Annotated in this window: 19 protein-coding genes; 3 read left to right on the top strand and 16 right to left on the bottom strand. The window is 40.4% G+C overall.

All coding sequences use genetic code 11. The annotated features are described in order from the left end of the window. Positions 1 to 38 precede the first annotated feature (38 nt). The 5 genes from AX663_RS02990 to dnaG are packed head-to-tail and all read right to left on the bottom strand — an operon-like array spanning position 39 to position 5601. Positions 39 to 1373 (bottom strand): DUF2142 domain-containing protein, encoded by a 1335-nt coding sequence (locus tag AX663_RS02990; RefSeq protein WP_227071900.1) that lies wholly within the window; start codon positions 1371 to 1373, stop codon positions 39 to 41. Then, positions 1351 to 2277, bottom strand: coding sequence for a glycosyltransferase family 2 protein (locus AX663_RS02985; RefSeq protein ID WP_060972642.1), 927 nt, complete (start codon positions 2275 to 2277; stop codon positions 1351 to 1353). Before AX663_RS02985 ends, AX663_RS02990 begins: the two co-directional genes overlap by 23 nt. Positions 2278 to 2287: 10 nt before the next feature. Further along, positions 2288 to 2623 (bottom strand): metal-sulfur cluster assembly factor, encoded by a 336-nt coding sequence (locus tag AX663_RS02980; protein WP_002891474.1) that lies wholly within the window; start codon positions 2621 to 2623, stop codon positions 2288 to 2290. A 53-nt stretch (positions 2624 to 2676) separates the two neighbouring features. Next, positions 2677 to 3786 (bottom strand): RNA polymerase sigma factor RpoD, encoded by a 1110-nt coding sequence (rpoD, locus tag AX663_RS02975; protein ID WP_002884252.1) that lies wholly within the window; start codon positions 3784 to 3786, stop codon positions 2677 to 2679. A gap of 3 nt (positions 3787 to 3789) precedes the next feature. Continuing rightward, positions 3790 to 5601 carry a DNA primase gene (dnaG, locus tag AX663_RS02970; protein WP_060972641.1) on the bottom strand — a complete coding sequence of 604 codons (1812 nt, stop codon included), beginning with the start codon at positions 5599 to 5601 and terminating at the stop codon, positions 3790 to 3792. A 163-nt stretch (positions 5602 to 5764) separates the two neighbouring features. On the opposite strand from dnaG, the gene mscL reads away from it, so the two are divergent. Next, complete coding sequence (gene mscL, locus AX663_RS02965; protein ID WP_002884705.1) at positions 5765 to 6145, top strand: large conductance mechanosensitive channel protein MscL; 381 nt, start codon at positions 5765 to 5767, stop codon at positions 6143 to 6145. 158 nt (positions 6146 to 6303) lie between these two features. Here the strand turns inward: mscL and rpsU are convergent, their stop codons facing one another. From rpsU to AX663_RS02920, 9 genes are all read right to left on the bottom strand, one after another. Further along, positions 6304 to 6480, bottom strand: coding sequence for a 30S ribosomal protein S21 (gene rpsU / locus AX663_RS02960; protein ID WP_002884573.1), 177 nt, complete (start codon positions 6478 to 6480; stop codon positions 6304 to 6306). A gap of 194 nt (positions 6481 to 6674) precedes the next feature. Beyond that, the gene (locus AX663_RS02955) at positions 6675 to 7469 is read right to left on the bottom strand and encodes a transporter substrate-binding domain-containing protein (RefSeq protein WP_002891479.1); all 795 of its coding nucleotides are present in this window, start codon (positions 7467 to 7469) and stop codon (positions 6675 to 6677) included. 61 nt (positions 7470 to 7530) lie between these two features. Beyond that, positions 7531 to 8640, bottom strand: a complete 1110-nt coding sequence (locus AX663_RS02950) for an aminotransferase (protein ID WP_060972640.1) — start codon at positions 8638 to 8640, stop codon at positions 7531 to 7533. A 244-nt stretch (positions 8641 to 8884) separates the two neighbouring features. Continuing rightward, positions 8885 to 9682 (bottom strand): transporter substrate-binding domain-containing protein, encoded by a 798-nt coding sequence (locus AX663_RS02945; protein WP_002891481.1) that lies wholly within the window; start codon positions 9680 to 9682, stop codon positions 8885 to 8887. Between the two features lie 11 nt (positions 9683 to 9693). Then, the gene (locus AX663_RS02940; RefSeq protein ID WP_060972639.1) at positions 9694 to 10506 is read right to left on the bottom strand and encodes a transporter substrate-binding domain-containing protein; all 813 of its coding nucleotides are present in this window, start codon (positions 10504 to 10506) and stop codon (positions 9694 to 9696) included. A gap of 213 nt (positions 10507 to 10719) precedes the next feature. Beyond that, entirely contained in the window at positions 10720 to 11184 is a 465-nt protein-coding gene (locus AX663_RS02935; RefSeq protein WP_060972638.1) for an 8-oxo-dGTP diphosphatase, read from the bottom strand. A 44-nt stretch (positions 11185 to 11228) separates the two neighbouring features. Continuing rightward, the gene (uvrB, locus tag AX663_RS02930; RefSeq protein WP_037598320.1) at positions 11229 to 13220 is read right to left on the bottom strand and encodes an excinuclease ABC subunit UvrB; all 1992 of its coding nucleotides are present in this window, start codon (positions 13218 to 13220) and stop codon (positions 11229 to 11231) included. After that, positions 13210 to 13830, bottom strand: a complete 621-nt coding sequence (locus AX663_RS02925; RefSeq protein ID WP_002891486.1) for a hypothetical protein — start codon at positions 13828 to 13830, stop codon at positions 13210 to 13212. Before AX663_RS02925 ends, uvrB begins: the two co-directional genes overlap by 11 nt. Positions 13831 to 13902: 72 nt before the next feature. Further along, a complete protein-coding gene (locus AX663_RS02920; RefSeq protein WP_060972637.1) occupies positions 13903 to 14838 on the bottom strand; it encodes a CPBP family intramembrane glutamic endopeptidase in 936 nt (311 codons plus the stop codon). 199 nt (positions 14839 to 15037) lie between these two features. On the opposite strand from AX663_RS02920, the gene AX663_RS02915 reads away from it, so the two are divergent. Continuing rightward, positions 15038 to 17236 carry an ABC transporter substrate-binding protein/permease gene (locus tag AX663_RS02915; RefSeq protein WP_048673755.1) on the top strand — a complete coding sequence of 733 codons (2199 nt, stop codon included), beginning with the start codon at positions 15038 to 15040 and terminating at the stop codon, positions 17234 to 17236. After that, the gene (locus AX663_RS02910) at positions 17236 to 17976 is read left to right on the top strand and encodes an amino acid ABC transporter ATP-binding protein (RefSeq protein WP_060972636.1); all 741 of its coding nucleotides are present in this window, start codon (positions 17236 to 17238) and stop codon (positions 17974 to 17976) included. Before AX663_RS02915 ends, AX663_RS02910 begins: the two co-directional genes overlap by 1 nt. A gap of 75 nt (positions 17977 to 18051) precedes the next feature. Here the strand turns inward: AX663_RS02910 and AX663_RS02905 are convergent, their stop codons facing one another. Both AX663_RS02905 and obgE read right to left on the bottom strand, forming a co-directional pair. Continuing rightward, a complete protein-coding gene (locus AX663_RS02905) occupies positions 18052 to 18249 on the bottom strand; it encodes a hypothetical protein (RefSeq protein ID WP_060972635.1) in 198 nt (65 codons plus the stop codon). Between the two features lie 251 nt (positions 18250 to 18500). After that, entirely contained in the window at positions 18501 to 19814 is a 1314-nt protein-coding gene (gene obgE / locus AX663_RS02900; RefSeq protein WP_060972634.1) for a GTPase ObgE, read from the bottom strand. Positions 19815 to 19884 lie beyond the last annotated feature (70 nt).

The raw sequence follows: 19884 nt of genomic DNA, 5'->3' as shown, positions 1-19884 counted from the left end.
ATTTTAACAAAAAAAGCAGAAAAAATCTGCTTTCATCCTTAGTTTTTCCACGCAGGTGTAATCCCTAAGATAAATCCTCTATAGACAATTGTAATTAAATATAATATTAAAACACTGGATGTTGAAAAAATAGCAATATAATACTTAGCTTTTGGGGATATTTTAAAATTCATTTTCATTCCTAACCAGGACATCAATGGTATAAGAAAAATAATGTATGCATGTAAATATCTACCTGTCAGATCATCAAAAGAAAAATGTTCAGGATGTGAGCTATAAAAGCCTAAAAATATACCAAACCAATTTAATAGATAAACTATTAGACCAGCTAGAGCAGTAGGTAGTCTGTATCCACTCTTTTGAGTTGACATCATTACTAATACTAAACAAACAATCCAACAGATATTCACTATATCCGGAAGATTATCCTGAACTACAGAGAATAATGTTGCACCCCTCCCACCCATAGTTGCAACATTAAAGTAATTATTGAAAAATACTTTTATCAAATCGGGAATATTATAGACTCTGTGAACAAATAAAACAACTGTTAAGAATAATAAACTAGTTACAATTGCTAATAACACTCTTGATATTCTAGAACAACGTTTAAGTGCTGATAATATAGGATTATATACTATTGGAATCCCCAATAATACTGGTAAAGCAAAAATATAGTTAAGTTTTGTTAACAAAATCAATGCTATAGTCATTACTGTATAAACAACATCTTCTTTCCTTACATCTGATACTTTTTTTAACTGACTCAAATACAAGAAATTTGTCCCAAAGGCTGCTACAGCAAGAAACGCAAAGATATCATATGATGGACTAGCTATTTTTTGCATAAAAGGAACAGTAAATATCATCAAGAAAATCAGATGATCAAACTTAGCCCTTCTAAAAATTAGATACATTCCTCCCAAAAAGAAGATTAAATTAAATAATCTAGCAGAAAATAGCATTACACCATAACTTGGATAAACTATCCTTCCTATAAGTAAACCAATTGCGGGGATAAAATGCCCAACATCTATTTTTGATGTTAGATTTTGATCGGTTAAAACATTAAATTTAATTCCATCATTGGCAACACTTTTAATCTTTTCACCATAAAATTTTCTTATAGAAATTTGTTTAGGTTGGCTAATAGCAATAAGTTCAATTTCTCTTAATTTTTTTTCCGAGGTCTCCCTAGGAAATGTCTCGGAAAACATAGAATAACTTTTTGCCATATGGAAGCCTTCATCCCCATTTGAAAGAGGATAAGCTGCAAACAATGATATTAGACCAAACAAAAGAACAATTAACATAAAGGCGTTAATTGTTTTCTTTTTTTCACTCATTCCTTCACCCTTTTTCTTTAATAACATACACTGGCCGTTTCTTGGTTTCTAGGAAAATCTTTGAAATGTAGTTCCCGATGATTCCCAAGGCTAAGAGTTGGATTCCTCCGATAAAGAGGATGATTGAGACGAGGCTTGCCCAGCCTGCAACACTCCCACCTATAGTTAGTTTTCGGATAACGACAAAGACAATTCCAACCAAAGAGATTAAGAATGAGAAGGTTCCTGCCCATGTGGCAAGCTTCAACGGTACTTCTGAGAAGTTGATAAAGCCATCAAGTGAATAGCTCAATAGGCTCCAGAAAGACCATGAGGTTTCTCCTGCTACACGTTCACGATTTTCATAAGAGACGTAGGCCACATCAAAGCCGACCCAAGAAAAGAGCCCTTTTGAAAAGCGGTTCACTTCCTTGAGCTCAAGGATGGCATCAACGACTTGACGAGTCATCAAGCGGAAATCACGCGCCCCGTCTACCATTTCTGTGTCAGAAACTTTATTAATCAACCAATAAAAGGCCTTAGCAAAGAGTGAACGAATAGGTGGCTCACCCTTGCGGTCAGCACGTCGTGTCCCGACAACGTCGTAACCTTCTTGGATTTTGGCATACATCTCGATGAGAAGTTCAGGTGGATCCTGAAGATCGGCATCCATAACTGTGACGTAGTCGCCTTCAGCTGCTTCAAGGCCTGCAAGTAAGCCTGCTTCCTTCCCGAAATTACGAGAGAAAGAGAGATAGTGAACATTTTCAAATTGTTTTGAAACCTGTCTCAGAACTTCTAAGGTGCGATCTTTTGAACCGTCATTGACAAAATAATAGTTGAAAGTCAACTGATTGGTCATTTGTCGTTCAACTGCCTGACAAGCCTCTAAAAAAGGATGGATGGTCTCTTCCTCGTTATAACAAGGAACAACGATAGCCAGTGTTTTCATAAGCCTTCTCCTAACGAATACCTAGGGCGATACGGGCATAACGGCTCATTTTTTCGATAGTCCATGCTGGTGTCCAGACCAACTTGACCTCAGTCTTAGTGACTTCAGGCACTTCTTTCATAGCGTCATAAATTTGGTCTGTCAAAAGATCTGCCAAAGGACAGCCCATAGTCGTCAAGGTCATGTCGATTTCAGTATAGCCATCTTGCTGGAAACGAATATCGTAAATAAGGCCAAGATTGACAATATCAATCCCCAACTCTGGGTCAATGACCATTTCTAAGGCTTCCAAGATACGGTCTTTGATTTTTTCAATTTCTTCTTCAGTGTATTTTACTTCAGACATAGCTTTTCCTCCAAAATCAGGACCTAATAATCAGGCCCCTTCCATTTACTATCTTAGTCTTCAATAAAGTCTTTAAGTTGTTTACTACGGCTTGGGTGGCGCAATTTACGAAGGGCTTTAGCTTCAATCTGACGAATACGTTCACGAGTAACGTTGAAGACTTTACCAACATCTTCCAAAGTACGCATCTTCCCATCGTCAAGACCAAAACGGAGACGTAGAACGTTTTCTTCACGGTCTGTAAGGGTATCAAGCACTTCATCCAATTGTTCACGAAGAACCACACGAGTTGTGTAATCTACTGGATTTTCGATAACTTCATCCTCGATAAAGTCACCCAAATGGCTATCATCTTCTTCACCGATAGGTGTTTCAAGAGAAACTGGCTCTTGAGCAATCTTAAGGATTTCACGAACCTTATCTGGAGTCATATCCATACGTTCTGCAATTTGTTCAGGTGTTGGGTCTTGTCCCAACTCTTGCAAGAGGTTACGTTGTTCACGGACCAATTTATTGATAGTTTCAACCATGTGAACTGGGATACGGATGGTACGTGCTTGGTCTGCGATGGCACGAGTGATTGCTTGACGAATCCACCATGTCGCATAAGTTGAGAATTTGAAACCTTTAGAGTAGTCAAATTTATCAACGGCTTTCATAAGCCCCATATTACCTTCTTGAATCAAGTCCAAGAACTGCATACCACGTCCCACATAACGTTTAGCAATTGAGACTACCAAACGAAGGTTAGCTTCTGCCAAACGTTGTTTCGCTTCCAAGTCACCATTTTCAACAGCGATAGCCAATTCTTTTTCCTCTTCGTTACTCAAGAGAGGAACTACCCCAATCTCTTTGAGGTACATACGAACAGGGTCATTGACCTTAGCTGAGTTTGAACCAAGAAGCTCCTCGTCTGTCAATTCTTCTGGTTTTGGGGCTTCAACAACATATTTAGATGAAGGATTTCCGTCCTTATCAGTGATAGAGATACCACCGTCTGTCAAACGTTCCAAAAGGTCATCAATCCCATCAGCATCAAGAACAAATGGGATAACTAGTTTCTCTGTGACTTCATCATCAATTGCTGTACCAGCCTTTTTGTGGTTACGGATGAAATCAGCGACTTGAACGTTAAATGCTGTATTTTGTTTTTTCTTTGCCATGTGTTACTCCATATCTCGTTTTTGGTCGATGAGCATTTGCAGCGCTTCTACCGCTGCATCCACATCACCGTGGTTACTTGATTCTCTTATTTGTTTACTTTGCCTACGGAAGTCCTGTTCCCTCAGAAAATGATTTCTACGCTCTTCAATAGCCTGGACTTCCTCTAAACTGGTTTCAGGTGGCAAAATCTCCTCTAAAACCTGATAATAGGCTGTTTGCACCTCTTGAGAAAGTACAGACAAGGCCACCGTATCGATTTGACCATCTTGCTTCAGAATATGATAGAGCTCCTCTAACTCAGGTGTTTGGAAGAAAAACTCCTCTCTCATGCGATAGTCATTCAAAATCATCGGATGATTTAACATGCGATGGAAGAGTTGGTTTTCCGCTCGACGAAGGCCTGTAATCTTAGGTGTAGAAGGTAGTTTGACCGTCCCTCTGAATCCTGACGCTGAAGACTCATAAGCACTATTACTAGCAGCCGATAATTGAGCCGTCTGCTGATTCCTCATAGTCAATCGTTCGTTATTGACCGCTTGCTCGACTTGGAAAAAATCAAAGTCTGGCAGAAGGTCAGCCACCTTGGAAATGTAGGAATTTTGTGCCGTTACAGAAGGTGACTTGGCAATAATCTTAGCAATCTGCTCGACATAGGCAATCTCTGCTTGAAGATTGTCTACATTGGCAGGCTTGAGCTGTCCTATCCAAAATTCCACATCTGAAATGCGGGATTCGACCAAGAGTTTACCCAAAGCCTCTTCAGATGTTTTCTGTAGATATTCATCAGGGTCCATATTATCTGGAATTTTAACAATATCGACTTGAAAATCCGATAAAAGCTCAAGAGACTTGGCAATCGCATTTTGCCCAGCCTTATCACCATCATAGGTAAGAACAATTTTCTTGGTTAACTTACGAAGACGATTGACATGCTCAGGAGTCAAAGCCGTTCCCATAGAAGCCACTGCATTAACATGCCCAGCTCTATAGGCCGCAATAACATCCATGAACCCTTCCATCAGATAGACCTCATGGGTTTTCTGTATCACTGGCTTAGCCTGATTGAGGTGGTAGAGTTCATAGGACTTATTGAAAATACGAGTAGCCCTTGTATTTTTGTACTTGGCTTGTCCTTTTTCAATATCTTCCTTAGTCCAAACACGCCCTGAAAAACCGATGGTCTTTCCAAACTCATTTTTAAGCGGGAACATGATTCGATTTTTAAAGGTATCGAAAAGACGATTACTTTCAGAAAGATTAAAAAGACCTGATTCTGTCAGTACCTCTTCGTCATATTTTTTTGATACAGACTGATAGAGGTAATCTGGTTCGTCAGGGGCTAGACCAATCTGGAAGGTCTTAAGTAAATCGTCAGTCATGCCACGTTCATAGAGGTAGGCACGCGCTGCTTCTCCTATCTTAGTCGTCATCAAGACTGCGTGATAAAACTTCAGCGCATCCTCATGAAGATCATAGAAAGCTTGATTAGGAGAATTCTGCTGCTGAGCCTGTCTTGGTGCATCTATCGTAACTGCAATACCTAAGCGGTCTGCCAGAACCTTGACACTTTCTTGGAAAGAAATCTGACGATATTCTTCTAAAAATTTGAAGACATCGCCAGACTTGCCACAACCAAAGCAATGGTAAAACTGCCTATCCTCAATAACGTTGAATGAGGGAGTTTTTTCCTTATGGAAGGGGCATAAGCCAAGGTAATTACGACCTGCGCGATTAAGACTGACAACTTCACCAATCACGTCGACGATATTGGTACTACTCTTAATATCTTCTATTAAAGCTTTATCAATTACCATCTAATCGCCCCCTATCTTACCATAATTGCATTACCTCTAATTATAACACGATGAAAAATGAAAGTAAAATAAAATCGATTTTTTCATGAGCAAATCTCTTGTCAAGATTTACAAAATCAGATAAACTATTAGAAGTAAATAAAAGAAAGGATTCATTGTCAAAATGATTAAAGAACTTAAAGACTTTTTGTTCAAGGGTAACGTCCTTGACCTCGCTGTAGCCGTTGTTATGGGGGCTGCTTTCAACGCTATTATCACTTCACTTGTTGGTGATATCATCACACCACTTATCCTTAACCCAGTTGTTAAGGCCGCTAACGTTGAGAACCTTTCTAAATTGTCATGGAACGGTATCGCATACGGTAGCTTCTTGAGCGCAGTTATCAACTTCATCATCGTTGGTACTACTCTCTTCTTCGTTGTTAAAGCTGCTAGCAAAGCAACAGCTCTTAGCAAAAAAGAAGCTGAGGATGCTGCTGAAGCAGCAGGTCCATCACAAGAAGAATTGCTTGCTGAAATCCGCGATCTTCTTGCAAACAAATAATTTTTATTTGTTCAACTAAAGACATATGAAACTCAAGACGTCTGAAATCTCAGTCGTCTTATTTTTTGTATCTCAGGACTACTAACTGACTTGTTTATTCGATGAAAAGAAAAAAACTTGAGAAGACTCAAGCTTTTTTCTGTTAATTTCATTCTTAATTAGAATTTTTTACGTTTGCGAGCTGCCTCTGATTTACGTTTACGTTTTACAGAAGGTTTTTCGTAATGTTCACGTTTACGAGCCTCTTGAAGAGTACCAGCTTTAGTCACAGAACGTTTGAAACGACGAAGAGCGTCGTCAAGTGATTCGTTTTTACGTACTACTGTTTTTGACATTGAATTCACCTCCTCAAGATAATGTAACATTTTACACGTTCTATTCAAGTATACAAGACTCGTCTTTTTCTGTCAAGAAATATATTTTAAGTTTGAGTATTTTTGATATCAAGGCTATTTTCTAAATCTTATTGGAGACTATCTGAGGCTTTGCCATACAAAAAAACTAGAGGAATCATCCTCTAGCTTATCTTTTACTCAACTGCTGTGTATTTAGAAGCATCCTTGATGTACTCGTCGTAAGTACCGTTGGCTTTCATTTTCTTGATGACTTTGTTGACTGCTTCTTTCAATTTGTCATTGCCTTTAGCCATTGCAACTGCTTTAGCATCACCATCGTCAACTTTGAGGGCAACACTTGCCAAAGCCAAATCTGGATTTTGTGCCACGTAACCTTCTGCTACTGGTTTTTCAAGGTCAACAGCATCAACTTGGCCAGATTTAACCTCGTTAATGGCTTCACCCATTGCTGTAAGTGATACAACTGTTGAATCCTTCAATTGTTTCTTAGTAAGTCCTTCTTCGATAGTACCTTTTTGAACAGCTACTTTTTTACCTTTAAAAGCATCAAGGCTTGAGTAGGTAGATTCTTGATCTTTACGAACGATGATAGCATTTTGTGTTTCGTAGTAAGGATCTGAGAAATCGAAGGTTTTCTTACGTTCATCAGTCACTGAGATACCAGAGATGGCAATATCAGCCTTACCAGCTTGAAGGCTAGAAAGGACATTGTCAAAGCTCATTGTTGTCACTTCAAGTTTAACCCCAAGTTCATCAGCGATAGCTTGTGCCAATTTGATGTCTGAACCGACAACTTGGTCTTTACCGTCTACCAAAGTTTTGAACTCAAATGGTGCATAGTCTGGACTGACAGCCACGACAAGTTTTTTATTTTCTTTAATAGATTCGTAAGCGTCTTTTTTTGACCCACATGCTACCAAGGTAACAGCAGCAAGGAGAGCCATGGCTCCAAGGAATAGTTTTTTCATAAGAAACTCCTGTATAAATATAATTTTTGCTCGTTTATTTTACTTAAAATTAGTGGTATTGTCAACATTTATTAAGAAATTGCGACAGTTTTTCTAAGCCCTTTTGAAGGACTTCCTTATCACAACAATAACCGATGCGGACATGGGACTCCTTGTCAAAACGGTTCCCTGGAACCACAAGCACACCATAGTCCTGAAGAAGCTCTAAGGCAAAATCTTCGATAGGACGATTCACATCTAATTTGACGAAGGAAGTTGACACACTAGCAGGCCTAACCCAAGACGCCTTAGGCTCTTTGGCAATCCAGGCATCCATAAGGGCGAGATTTTCCTCTACAATCTGACGGTTGCGTTTCAAGATGGCCTCTTTATTTTCCAAGACAAGGGTAGCCACCATATCATCAAAGACTCCGGCACAAATCATCGTGTAGTCGCGGTAATCACGTAGAATGTCCGCCACCTCAGTGTTAGAAGCTACCCAACCCACACGAATACCGGGAATGGAATAGGTCTTTGAAAGACTGTTGACGGCAATGCCCTTTTCATACAAATCCACAATAGAAGGTGCAGGTTGGTCAAAACTGCGATAGACCTCATCTGAGAAGATATAGGCGTCTACTTCTTTAGCGATAGTCACAAGCTCCTCAAGGTAAGCAGTATCCATAAGGGCACCAGTAGGATTGTTGGCGTTGTTAATACAGATCATCTTGGTATTAGGACGAATCAGACGACGGAGTTGGTCCAAATCAGGCAACCAGCCCTTGTCTTCTTCAACCTCCCAGAGATCCACGTCTGCCCCTAGCGACTTAGGAATGTCATAGAGCTGCTGATAAGTTGGATACATGGAGATGACATGGTCCTCAGGCTCAATAAGCGCATAAAGAGCTAGCATCGTCGCTCCTGTAGCCCCATTAGTTTGGAGGATATTATCAACCGGCATGTCCTTGTATAAGCTAGACACTTGAGTTTTGAACTCTGGTGCCCCTTCAATCCAGCCGTAATCCATCTTTTTCTTTAGTAGTTGAGCAAAAAAGGCTTCCTTATCAAGGCCTGATAAGTCAAATAATTCTTCCATTGTGAGGGCCTTAATTGAAACTCCTGCGATATCATATATGGCAGACTTTTCATGGACATTCAGCCATTCTTCAACACCAAAACGTGGTAGCTTCATAGTTTCTCCTTGCTTTTCTTAAGCACTCTATACGATGTCATTTGTCTATTTTGACAGACTTACCTACTTTGATAATAACTGTTTTTAGCAGAGAATTCAATAAAAAATGGGGTATTCCCCCATTTAGATTTAAGAATTTTTGACGACTCCCCTTGAGTGAGCAAAGCCAACACCAAACGAGACTTTCCGCCGTTGATGAAAGCACCTGAAATTGACTCGTTTCAGGTGCTCAGAAGTTTTAAATTTACTTACTTTGTTTGTAGGTTGATGCTTCTTTTAACCATTGGTCAAATTTTCCAGAGTCTTTAGTCTCTTTGATGACGGCATTGATTTCTTTAAGCAAGTCATCTGACCCCTTACGTGTTGCGACTGCATAAGCATCTGAACCGTCTGACTTGAGGTTAAAGTTGGCAAGGGTTAAATCATCATTTTGAGCGATATAACCTTCTGCAATGGCCTTCTCAAGTACAACTGCTTGAAGCTGTCCTGACTTGAGTTCATTAATCATTTCGCCATTTGAAGTCAGTGATACTACACTTGCCTTAGAAATTTGTTTCTTAGCAACGGTTTCTTGAACAGAGCCTTTTTGCGTACCGACAGTTTGTTTTGCGAGACTATCAGTGCTTGTATAGTCATTTACCTTGTCTTTTTTGACAATCACTACATTTTCTGACGTATAGTAGCTGTCTGAAAAATCATAAACCTTCTTACGTTCGTCTGTCACCGAAATCCCTGCAATGGCAATATCGGCTTTACCACTTTGCACGTTAGCAAGAACATTATCAAAAGACATCACGGAAAATTCAACCTTTACACCGAGTTTTTCACCGATAGCTTTGGCCAACTCGATGTCTGCTCCAACTAGCGTATCTTTGCCGTTAACCAATGATTTGAACTCAAATGGTGCAAATTCTGATTCTGTTGCCACGACAATTTTCTTCTTTTCCTTAATCGTTTTGGGATTTACTCCCTGACTTCCGCTACAAGCAACTAGAAAGCAGGTAGCGACTAGAGCTGTAAGGATAAACCAAAATTTCTTCATATAATAACTCCTTATTTGCTAGAACTCTTAAGTGAAAGAGTGTAGGCATCTTGAACATAGCTGTCAATCTTACCTTCTTTTTTGAGTTTAGCGATAACCTTATTAACCTTTTCTTTTAGCTTATCGCTTCCTTTAGGCATCGCTACAGCATAGGCATCTTTTGAATCAGACTTGAGCGTGATGTCTGACACAGCTAGGTCGCTGTTTTGGTCTACATAACCTTTTGCAATGGCCTTTTCAAGAACTACTCCTTCAACTTGACCAGACTTCAATTCATTGATGGCTTCGCCAGGTTGCGCCAAGGATACCACATTAGCATCTGACAAGTTGGCTTTGGCGATATTTTCTTGAATAGAACCTTTTTGAACAGCTACAGATTTTTTAGCAAAATCACCTGTTTCTTTGTAAGTTCCTGTCGCATCTTTCTTGACAACAAGAACCGTTTCAGACTCATAGTAGGTATCTGAGAAATCAAAGATTTTCTGACGTTCCTTAGTGGCAGATATTCCGGAAATGGCGATGTCTGCTTTACCAGATTGAACATTTGCTAAGACATTATCAAAAGACATTTCAGAGAATTTGACTTTTACGCCAAGCTCATCTGCAATTGCCTTAGCAATTTCGACATCTGCCCCAACAATCGTATCCTTACCATTTTGAATTGTCTTAAATTCAAAAGGAGCAAAGTGAGGATTAAGAGCAACTGTCAATGTCCCTTTATCTTGTACCTTTTCCAAAGAGTCCTTCGACGAAGAACAAGCTGCTAAAGCTGTCAAAGCGAAAATCCCTGCAAATCCCAACAAAAGTTTTTTCCATGTTTTCATAATCAATCTCTTTTCTATATTTATTAACTTATGTAAGTATAATAATGTATTATTATGCATTTGTCAACGAAAAAATGGACTTTTATTGATTATAATTTTATTTTTATTAATATTGGCATTGCTATAAATCTTGTAATTCGTTTATTTTAAAGCCTTCTATCTGATTTTAAGACAAAAAAACTATTCATTCATTTGAATAAATAGTTCATTTTATTACCAAAATTCTCGGACGAAGTCATCTTCAAGGCGCTCCCGATAGAAAAGTTCTGAGAGATTGTCTTCTTCAAAGACACGTAGCAGATTGAGCATGTCATAAGCCAAGTCCATCTTAGGCACATCCTCCCTGGCAACCCAGCGAACTTCGCCCTCCTCTGTTGAATGGATTTCTCTTTCAAAATCTGAGGTCCTATAGAGGAAAACCAAGTACCGTTCGTTATCTGTCGTGTAAAAATGCTTCATACCAACTAATTTAGGGTTTTTGATGGTCAAGCCAGTTTCTTCTTTAACCTCACGGATAACTGATTCTACCAGACCTTCATGTGCTTCGATATGGCCACCGGGTAGGGCTGCTCCCGACCAGTAATAACGCTTTGGATCGCGGATTTGCATGACAATATTTCCACGGCCATCTTCGATGAGACACATATTAGTTAAAATAGTTGCTTGTGAACGTGACATATATTTCCTTTCTTACTTATATTGCCTAAGTGATGTAACTAGCCTTAATCCATACTCTTCAGCTCAAGAACCATATCACGGATTTGAGCCGCCAACTCGAAGTCAAGCAGTTCTGCCGCTTCGTGCATTTGCTTTTGAAGTTTCTTGATGGCTTCTTGGCGTTCTTTCTTGTTCATGGCACTGTAGTCCACAGTATCTTCTGCCACTTCTGCTTCATTAGCCTTGGTAATAGAAATAAGGTCACGAATTTCTTTCTTAATCGTTTGTGGAACAATGCCATGCTCCTTATTATAGGCCATCTGGATTTCACGACGACGAGCTGTTTCATCCATGGCCTTCTGCATAGACTCTGTAATCTTATCCGCATACATGATAACGTGCCCCTCACTATTTCGGGCAGCACGTCCGATTGTTTGGATAAGTCCACGTTCATTACGAAGGAAGCCTTCCTTATCAGCATCCAAAATAGCAACCAGACTAACTTCAGGAACGTCAATCCCCTCACGGAGAAGGTTAATACCGATAAGAACATCAAAGACACCCAAACGTAGGTCACGGATAATCTCAGTACGCTCTAGAGTCTTAATGTCAGAGTGCATGTATTTGACCTTGACACCCATTTCCTTGAGATAGTCAGTCAAGTCTTCAGCCATCTTCTTAGTCAAAGTGGTTACAAAGACACGCTCGCCTTTTTCAGTACGAGCATTGATTTCACCGAGGAGGTCATCCATTTGTCCCATGGTTGGACGAACTTCGACTTCTGGATCAAGAAGCCCTGTCGGACGGATAATTTGCTCAACGACAGTCTCAGTTTGCTCCATCTCATAGTCACCTGGAGTAGCAGACACATAGACAATCTGATGAACATGACTCTCAAATTCTTCACGTCGAAGGGGACGGTTATCAAGCGCCGATGGCAAACGGAAACCGTAATCAACCAACATCTTCTTACGAGCTTGGTCCCCGTTATACATTCCCTTAATCTGACCCATTGTCATGTGACTTTCATCAATCATGATGAGGAAATCTTCTGGGAAGAAATCAAGCAAGGTGAACGGTGGCTCGCCCTCTTTTCGCCCATCCATGTGTCGTGAGTAGTTTTCAACACCATTTGTGTAGCCCATCTCACGAAGCATTTCAACATCGTATTCTGTCCTTTGGCGGATACGTTGAGCCTCGATGAGCTTACCCTCAGCTTCAAATTGCTTAACCTGAGCTTCCATCTCTTCCATAATATTCTTGATGGCCTCTTCCATATGCTCTTCATTAGTCATAAAGTGAGTCGCCGGGAAAAGAACAAGGTGCTCGACTTCACCGAGATTGCGTCCTGTCAAACTCTCAATCTCACAAATGCGGTCAATCTCATCACCGAAAAATTCGACACGAAAGGCGTGCTCATCACGGCTGGCAGGAAAAATTTCGACCACATCGCCACGCACACGGAATTTCCCACGTTGGAAATCAATATCGTTTCGCTCAAACTGGATATCAACTAGGTCATTTAGCAGCTTGTCTCGAGAAATTTCTTGGCCTGGACGAAGACTAACTGCTGAATCAGCATATTCTTTAGGCGAACCCAAACCGTAAATACAAGAAACAGAAGCCACAACGATAACATCATTACGCTCAAGGAGGGCCGACGTTGCTGAGTGTCGTAGCTTATCAATTTCATCGTTTACAGAGCTATCTTTTTCGATATAGGTATCTGATGATGGTACATAGGCCTCTGGCTGATAGAAATCATAGTAGGAAACGAAGTATTCTACAGCATTGTCTGGGAAAAACTCCTTGAATTCTCCGTAAAGCTGACCTGCCAAAGTTTTATTGTGGGCGATAACCAAGGTTGGTTTATTCACGCGCTGGATGACCTGACTCATGGTATAGGTCTTACCTGTCCCTGTCGCTCCCTTTAGGATTTGAGCCTTCTCCCCACCTTCGATATTATCAACCAAGGTTTCGATGGCCTGAGGTTGGTCCCCAGAAGGTTCATATTTAGAAACCAAATGAAATTGGTTGTCTTCTTTTCTATCTATCATTGTTTTTCCTTTCATTTATGTAATCATTCATCTCTTGGTCGGAGAAAAATTCTCCACTACTGATGGGAATATGTATCATTCGTGTCTCAGCAACGTATTTGCGCTTTCTTCGTGTCTGATAACCGAGTTTTTTATCATATTTCAAGGCCGTTTTACTATCTTTGAAAAAAATGTATAAAACTCTATACCTCTTCCTTTCCCAAGACCTTATATTCCCGAAATCATAGATACGTTTTAGGATATAGTATATAGCTGATGAGTGTTTTGCATCATCCATTGGCGTTGACCAGTCCTTCATAACCAAGTCAATTTCAGACAGCGGAATCTCAAAGGTTACTCGTCCACATAACCTTCCATAATAAATAAAGGTATCATTGTTAATTTCCAATATTTTTTTATGACCTTTAAGTCTCACAATACCATCAACTAAGTTAGTCAGAGCATGAAGAAATATTAGTAAAACGAGGAAGGCAACACAGTTATCCACAAAATTCCCAAAACGATAATCATCTATAAGAAAACAACAGAATAAACCGATGGAAGCGATAAGAAGTATAAGTCCATAGACAATCTGTACCCAAATCATACCTCGCTCAATCTTAACTATCATCTCTTCCTCTTTTACAAACTTTACTTCTATTTTAACATAGAAGTAAAAAGACCGAGTCTTTAGAACTCAGCCTTAAAAGTTTTCTTTCTTTAATTGTAATCGAAGAATGATGATACCTACCACCAGAACCACACAGGTAACGATATTCCCTTCTAGGCCAAAGGTCCCACCTGACAACCAATCAGGTACACCTGACCTGGCCTGAAAGTGCAATAAGCTGCCACCCGCATTCTGTCCACTAACTGACACGCCAACTAGATTTCCTTGCGCAAAGTTCCAAGCACCGTGAAGGGCAGCGACCCCCCAAATATTATCTGTCTTGAGCATGTAAAGGGCCATGAGAACCCCTACTAAAACAATACTGATGAGAGACAAGGCGGTAACTCCTTGATTTCCCAAGTGTAGCATTGAAAAGAGAGAACTTGAAATAGCAATTCCCCAAGAAAGGTTCAATCTATTAGTCACCGTCTGAAGCAACCAACCACGTGTCACCAGTTCCTCGGTTCCACCTTGGATAAACCAGAAAGGTATTAGAGATAGTATGTATAAGAGGGTTTTCTGCGAAAAGTCTACCTTCACAAATTCTAAACCGCCTAGTAAATAAGTCCCAAGGAAACTAACTAACAAGAGTAAAGTCCCAAATCCCCAACCCTTAAGCAAGTTCAACCAAATATGACCCTTGAAAAATCCAAGTGTACGAATGGGACGTTTTTCAACAACTTTAACCCAGAAAAAGATAGCTAAGGCAGTAAAGGCAAAGGCTCCCAACTGAAAATACAAGGTTGAAAATATTTTATAGTAAATCGAATGTGTATCCTGGAACTGAATGTTGCCATTTAATACTAAGAACGAAAGAACAATAGCCATTGGAATTCCCACAACAATCCCTGATAGAAATCCACTTATAAGGAAATAACCAAAGGCAATAAAACAGGACAGCATAATCATAAGCCAACTTGGGACTTTATCATATAGGCTAGTATATTTCTCAAGCATACGTTTCTTCATTTTTTTAGCTCCTGTAACAAATCTTACATGTATTCGATTACAGTGTAACTAATTGACACAAGCTTGTCAAATTCTTCTAAAACTCTTCTCATATCTAACAAACTTTGTTATATTTCCTAACATCAAACTCTAAGAAGTTTGATAACAAGACCTTTTTTTGATAGAATAGGAAGGTATTTTATAAAGGAGACTTTTTATAATGAAGAAAAAACTTCTGACACTCTTCTTGAGTGTCATGTCAGTTTTCTTTGTTTTCGGAGCTAAGGTATCTGCCGAGACTATCTCAGTCGTTTCAGATACAGCCTATGCCCCATTTGAATTCAAAGATTCTGATCAGACCTACAAGGGTATCGACGTTGATATCATCAACGAAGTTGCCAAACGTAAAAATTGGGACGTTAACCAAACCTTCCCTGGTTTCGATGCAGCTGTCAATGCTGTTCAATCAGGCCAAGCTGACGCCCTTATGGCCGGTACTACTGTTACCGACGCACGTAAGAAGGTCTTTACTTTCTCAGACACTTATTACGACACCTCAATTGTTATCTACACACGTAGTAGCGATAAAGTCAGCGACTACAAACAATTGAAGGGTAAAACAGTCGGTGTTAAAAACGGTACCGCTTCTCAAACTTGGCTTGATAAAAATGCTAGCAAATATGGTTTCACTGTTAAAACTTTTGACACTAGCGACTTGATGAACAACAGCTTGGATTCTGGTTCTGTTGATGCAGCTATGGACGACACACCAGTTGTTAAATACGCTATTGGTCAAGGAAAAGACTACGCTATCAACATTAAGCCTGAATCTATCGGTAGCTTCGCTTTCGCTGTTAAAAAAGGTGGAAAACACGAAGATCTTATCAAAGATTTCAACGAAGCTCTTAAGGAAATGAAGAATGACGGCACCTACGACAAAATCATGAACAAATGGTTGGGTGACTCATCAAAATCTTCTTCATCAAAACCTTCAGCAGATCTTAAATTGACTGGTGATGCCAACGCAAAAGCCACTCCTGCTAAGGAAACCTACACTATCTCAATGGACTCATCTTTTGCTCCATTCGAATACCAAAATGGTTCAGGTAAATATGTAGGTATCGATGTCGATATCATCAATGCCATTGCTAAAAACCAAGGTTTCAATGTCAAATTGACAAACCCTGGTTTCGATGCATCACTTAATGCTGTACAATCTAGCCAAGCTGATGCCGTATTGGCTGGTATGACCATCACTGATGCTCGTAAACAAATCTTTGACTTCTCTGATCCTTACTACACATCAAACATTCGTTTGGCTGTAGCTAAAGGAAGTAAGGTTAAATCTTACAAGGATCTCAAAGGTAAGACTGTAGGAGCTAAAAATGGTACGTCATCTTACTCATGGTTGGAAGACCACGCTGGTGAATATGGCTTTACTGTTCGTGCTTACGATGAAGCTTCTACTATGTACGACAGCTTGAACTCTGGTTCAATCGATGCTCTTATGGATGATGAAGCCGTTCTTCTATACGCTATCCAACAAGGGCGTAACTTTACAACACCAATTGAAGGTATTGCTACTGGTGAAGTCGGCTTTGCTGTTAAAAAAGGTGCTAATCCTGAGTTGATTGAAATGTTCAACAATGGTTTGGCTGCTATCGTGAAAGATGGTACTTACGATAAGATTATCAATAAATACCTCGATAGCAACAAATCAAAAGAAGGAAGCACAAAAAAAGCTACCGATGAAACAACCATCGTAGGCTTGATTAAAAACAACTACAAACAACTTCTCCAAGGTCTTGGAATTACCCTTGGTTTGACCCTTCTTTCATTTGCTATTGCTATGATTATCGGTGTTATCTTCGGTATGATGGCAGTTGCACCAAACAAGACACTTCGTGTGATTTCACAAGTCTTTGTTGACGTGGTTCGTGGTATCCCATTGATGATCGTTGCAGCCTTCATCTATTGGGGTATTCCTAACTTGATTGAAAACATCACTGGTCACCAGTCACCAATCAATGACTTCGTGGCAGCAACAATCGCCCTCTCACTTAACGGTGGTGCTTACATTGCCGAAATTGTGCGTGGTGGTATCGAAGCTGTCCCAATTGGTCAGATGGAAGCTAGCCGAAGCTTGGGTGTCCCTTACAATACAACAATGCGTAAGGTTATCTTGCCACAGGCGGTTCGCTTGATGTTGCCAAACTTCATCAACCAATTTGTTATCTCATTGAAAGATACGACTATCGTATCAGCTATCGGTTTGGTTGAACTCTTCCAAACTGGTAAAATCATCATTGCTCGTAACTACCAATCATTCCGTATGTATGCGATCTTGGCCATCCTTTACTTGGTCATCATCACATGCTTGACGAAATTGGCTAAACGACTAGAAAAGAGACTTAAATAATGGCTGAATTGAAAATCGATGTGCAGGACTTGCACAAATCATACGGCGACAATGAAGTCCTTAAAGGCATTGACGCCAAATTCTACGAAGGTGACGTTGTATGTATCATCGGTCCTTCAGGTTCAGGTAAATCAACCTTCCTTCGTACCCTTAACCTACTTGAGACAGTGACATCTGGTAAAGTAGTCGTTGATGGCTATGAATTATCAGATCCTAAGACAGACCTTGACAAAGCCCGTGAAAATATCGGGATGGTCTTCCAACATTTCAACCTCTTCCCACACATGACAGTCCTTGAAAACGTAACATTTGCGCCTGTTGAACTTGGACGTATGAACAAGGAAGAAGCTGATAAATTAGCTATGGATCTTCTTGATCGTGTTGGACTTGCTGACAAAGCCGATGCTACACCTGATAGCTTGTCAGGTGGACAAAAACAACGTGTGGCAATTGCACGTGGTTTGGCAATGAATCCTGATATCATGCTCTTTGACGAACCTACTTCTGCCCTTGACCCCGAAATGGTCGGAGACGTTCTTAACGTTATGAAAGAATTGGCAGAGCAAGGTATGACCATGATTATCGTTACTCACGAAATGGGATTTGCCCGTCAGGTAGCCAACCGAGTAATCTTTACTGCGGACGGTGAGTTCCTCGAAGATGGTACGCCAGATCAAATCTTCGATAACCCACAACACCCACGTTTGAAAGATTTCTTGGACAAGGTTCTAAACGCTTAATCATCACAACAGTTACTCTTGCTAGAGTAGCTGTTTTTGATTACCAATTTGGATAAGAAAAAAACAGAGCAAGTGCTAGACTTGCTCTGTTTCTTCATTTAATTCAGGGTGTTTTGCTACTTCTTCCCTTGCCAAACGTTCACGCTCAAGACGGAGTTTTCGGTTAGGATTTAAGCGCGTAAAGAGTTCTTCAAGTTTCTTTGGATTCCAAACATCGGCCGCAGAAACAAAGTTCCCATCTTTATCCCTGAAGGATATCGGTTTATCTCCCATTGTAAACCTCTTATTTCAATATTTTTATATTTCACCGACTTTACGCAGTTAGTGAGGTTGATAGACAATCCGCCATAGCGGCTACCGTAGACTATCAAATGCTTGGCACTTAGAGAGTCTTTCATGGTCACGACACGAAGGAAAGTCGGTCGATTATACCGACTTTGCGCAGTTAGTGAGGTTGATAGGCAGATCGCCATAGCGGCTGCCGTAGACTATCAAGCGCTTGGCACTTGGAGAGTCTTTCAACGTCAATCCACAAACTCAAATTCGAAGTTCCCAATACGAACGATGTCGCCATCCTTAGCACCACGTTCACGAAGCGCTTCATCAACTCCCATACCACGCAATTGACGTGCAAATTTCATGATAGATTCGTCACGTTCCATGTTGGTCATAACAAAGAGTTTTTCAAGTTTCTCACCAGAAAGTACCCATGAGGCATCGTCATCACGGCTAATTTCAAATGGACGTTCATCCTCGTTAAAGCCGTAGTAAACTTCTTCTTGTTCCATATCATCTTCGCTATAAAGCAAGAATTCGTCTGTTTCATCAAGCAATTTTGCAGTAGCTTCTAAGAGATTTTCCAAACCTTGGTGAGCCAAACTTGAAATTGGGAAAATTTGTGGCAACTCATCGAATTCATCGTAGTTAGCAGCCAATTTTTCCTTAAACTCTTTCAAGTTTTCCTCAGCCTCAGGCATGTCCATCTTATTAGCCACAATAATTTGTGGGCGTTCCATCAAGCGTAAGTTGTAAGTTTCCAACTCTTTATTGATCTGAAGATAATCCTCGTAAGGATCACGCCCTTCACTCGCTGACATATCAATCACATGAAGGATAACACGTGTACGCTCAATGTGGCGAAGGAACTGCGTTCCCAAACCAACACCCTGACTAGCCCCCTCAATCAATCCTGGAAGGTCAGCCATAGCAAAGCTCTCACCTGACTTAGTACGGACCATTCCCAAGTTAGGAACAATTGTCGTAAAATGATAGGCACCAATCTTTGGTTTTGCTGCCGTTACCACACTGAGAATCGTTGATTTACCAACAGATGGGAAACCAACCAAACCAACATCAGCCAAAATCTTCAATTCCAATTGAAGTTCACGTTCTTCACCTGGTTCACCATTTTCAGCAATTTCAGGAGCGGGGTTACGAGGTGTTGCAAAACGGATATTTCCTCGGCCACCACGTCCACCATGAGCAATGACAAACTCTTGGCCATCTTCAACCAAATCAGTAATAACTTTGCCGGTCTCAGCATCACGAACTGTCGTACCTGGCGGGATGCTAACGATGAGGTCTTCAGCACCTCGACCGTGCATTCCCTTGGTCATCCCTTTTTCGCCATTCTTAGCCTTGAATTTACGGTTATAACGGAAATCCATAAGGGTACGCAGACCTTCGTCAACCTTGAAAATGACTGTGCCACCCTTACCACCGTCACCGCCCCAAGGACCGCCATTGGGTACATATTTCTCACGACGGAAAGCGACCATCCCGTCACCACCACGACCAGCTTTGACACTAATCTTGGCTGTATCTAAAAACATACTCATCTCTATATCTCTCTTTCTGATTCATGTGTCCTATATCAAGACATTCTCATATGAGACAATTTCTGACAGA

This window comes from Streptococcus sp. CCH8-H5 (assembly GCF_001556505.1).
In the GTDB taxonomy this organism is placed as follows: Bacteria; Bacillota; Bacilli; order Lactobacillales; family Streptococcaceae; genus Streptococcus.
The sequence above is the reverse complement of the archived record's forward strand: the minus strand, read 5'-3'. Positions and strand labels throughout refer to the sequence as shown.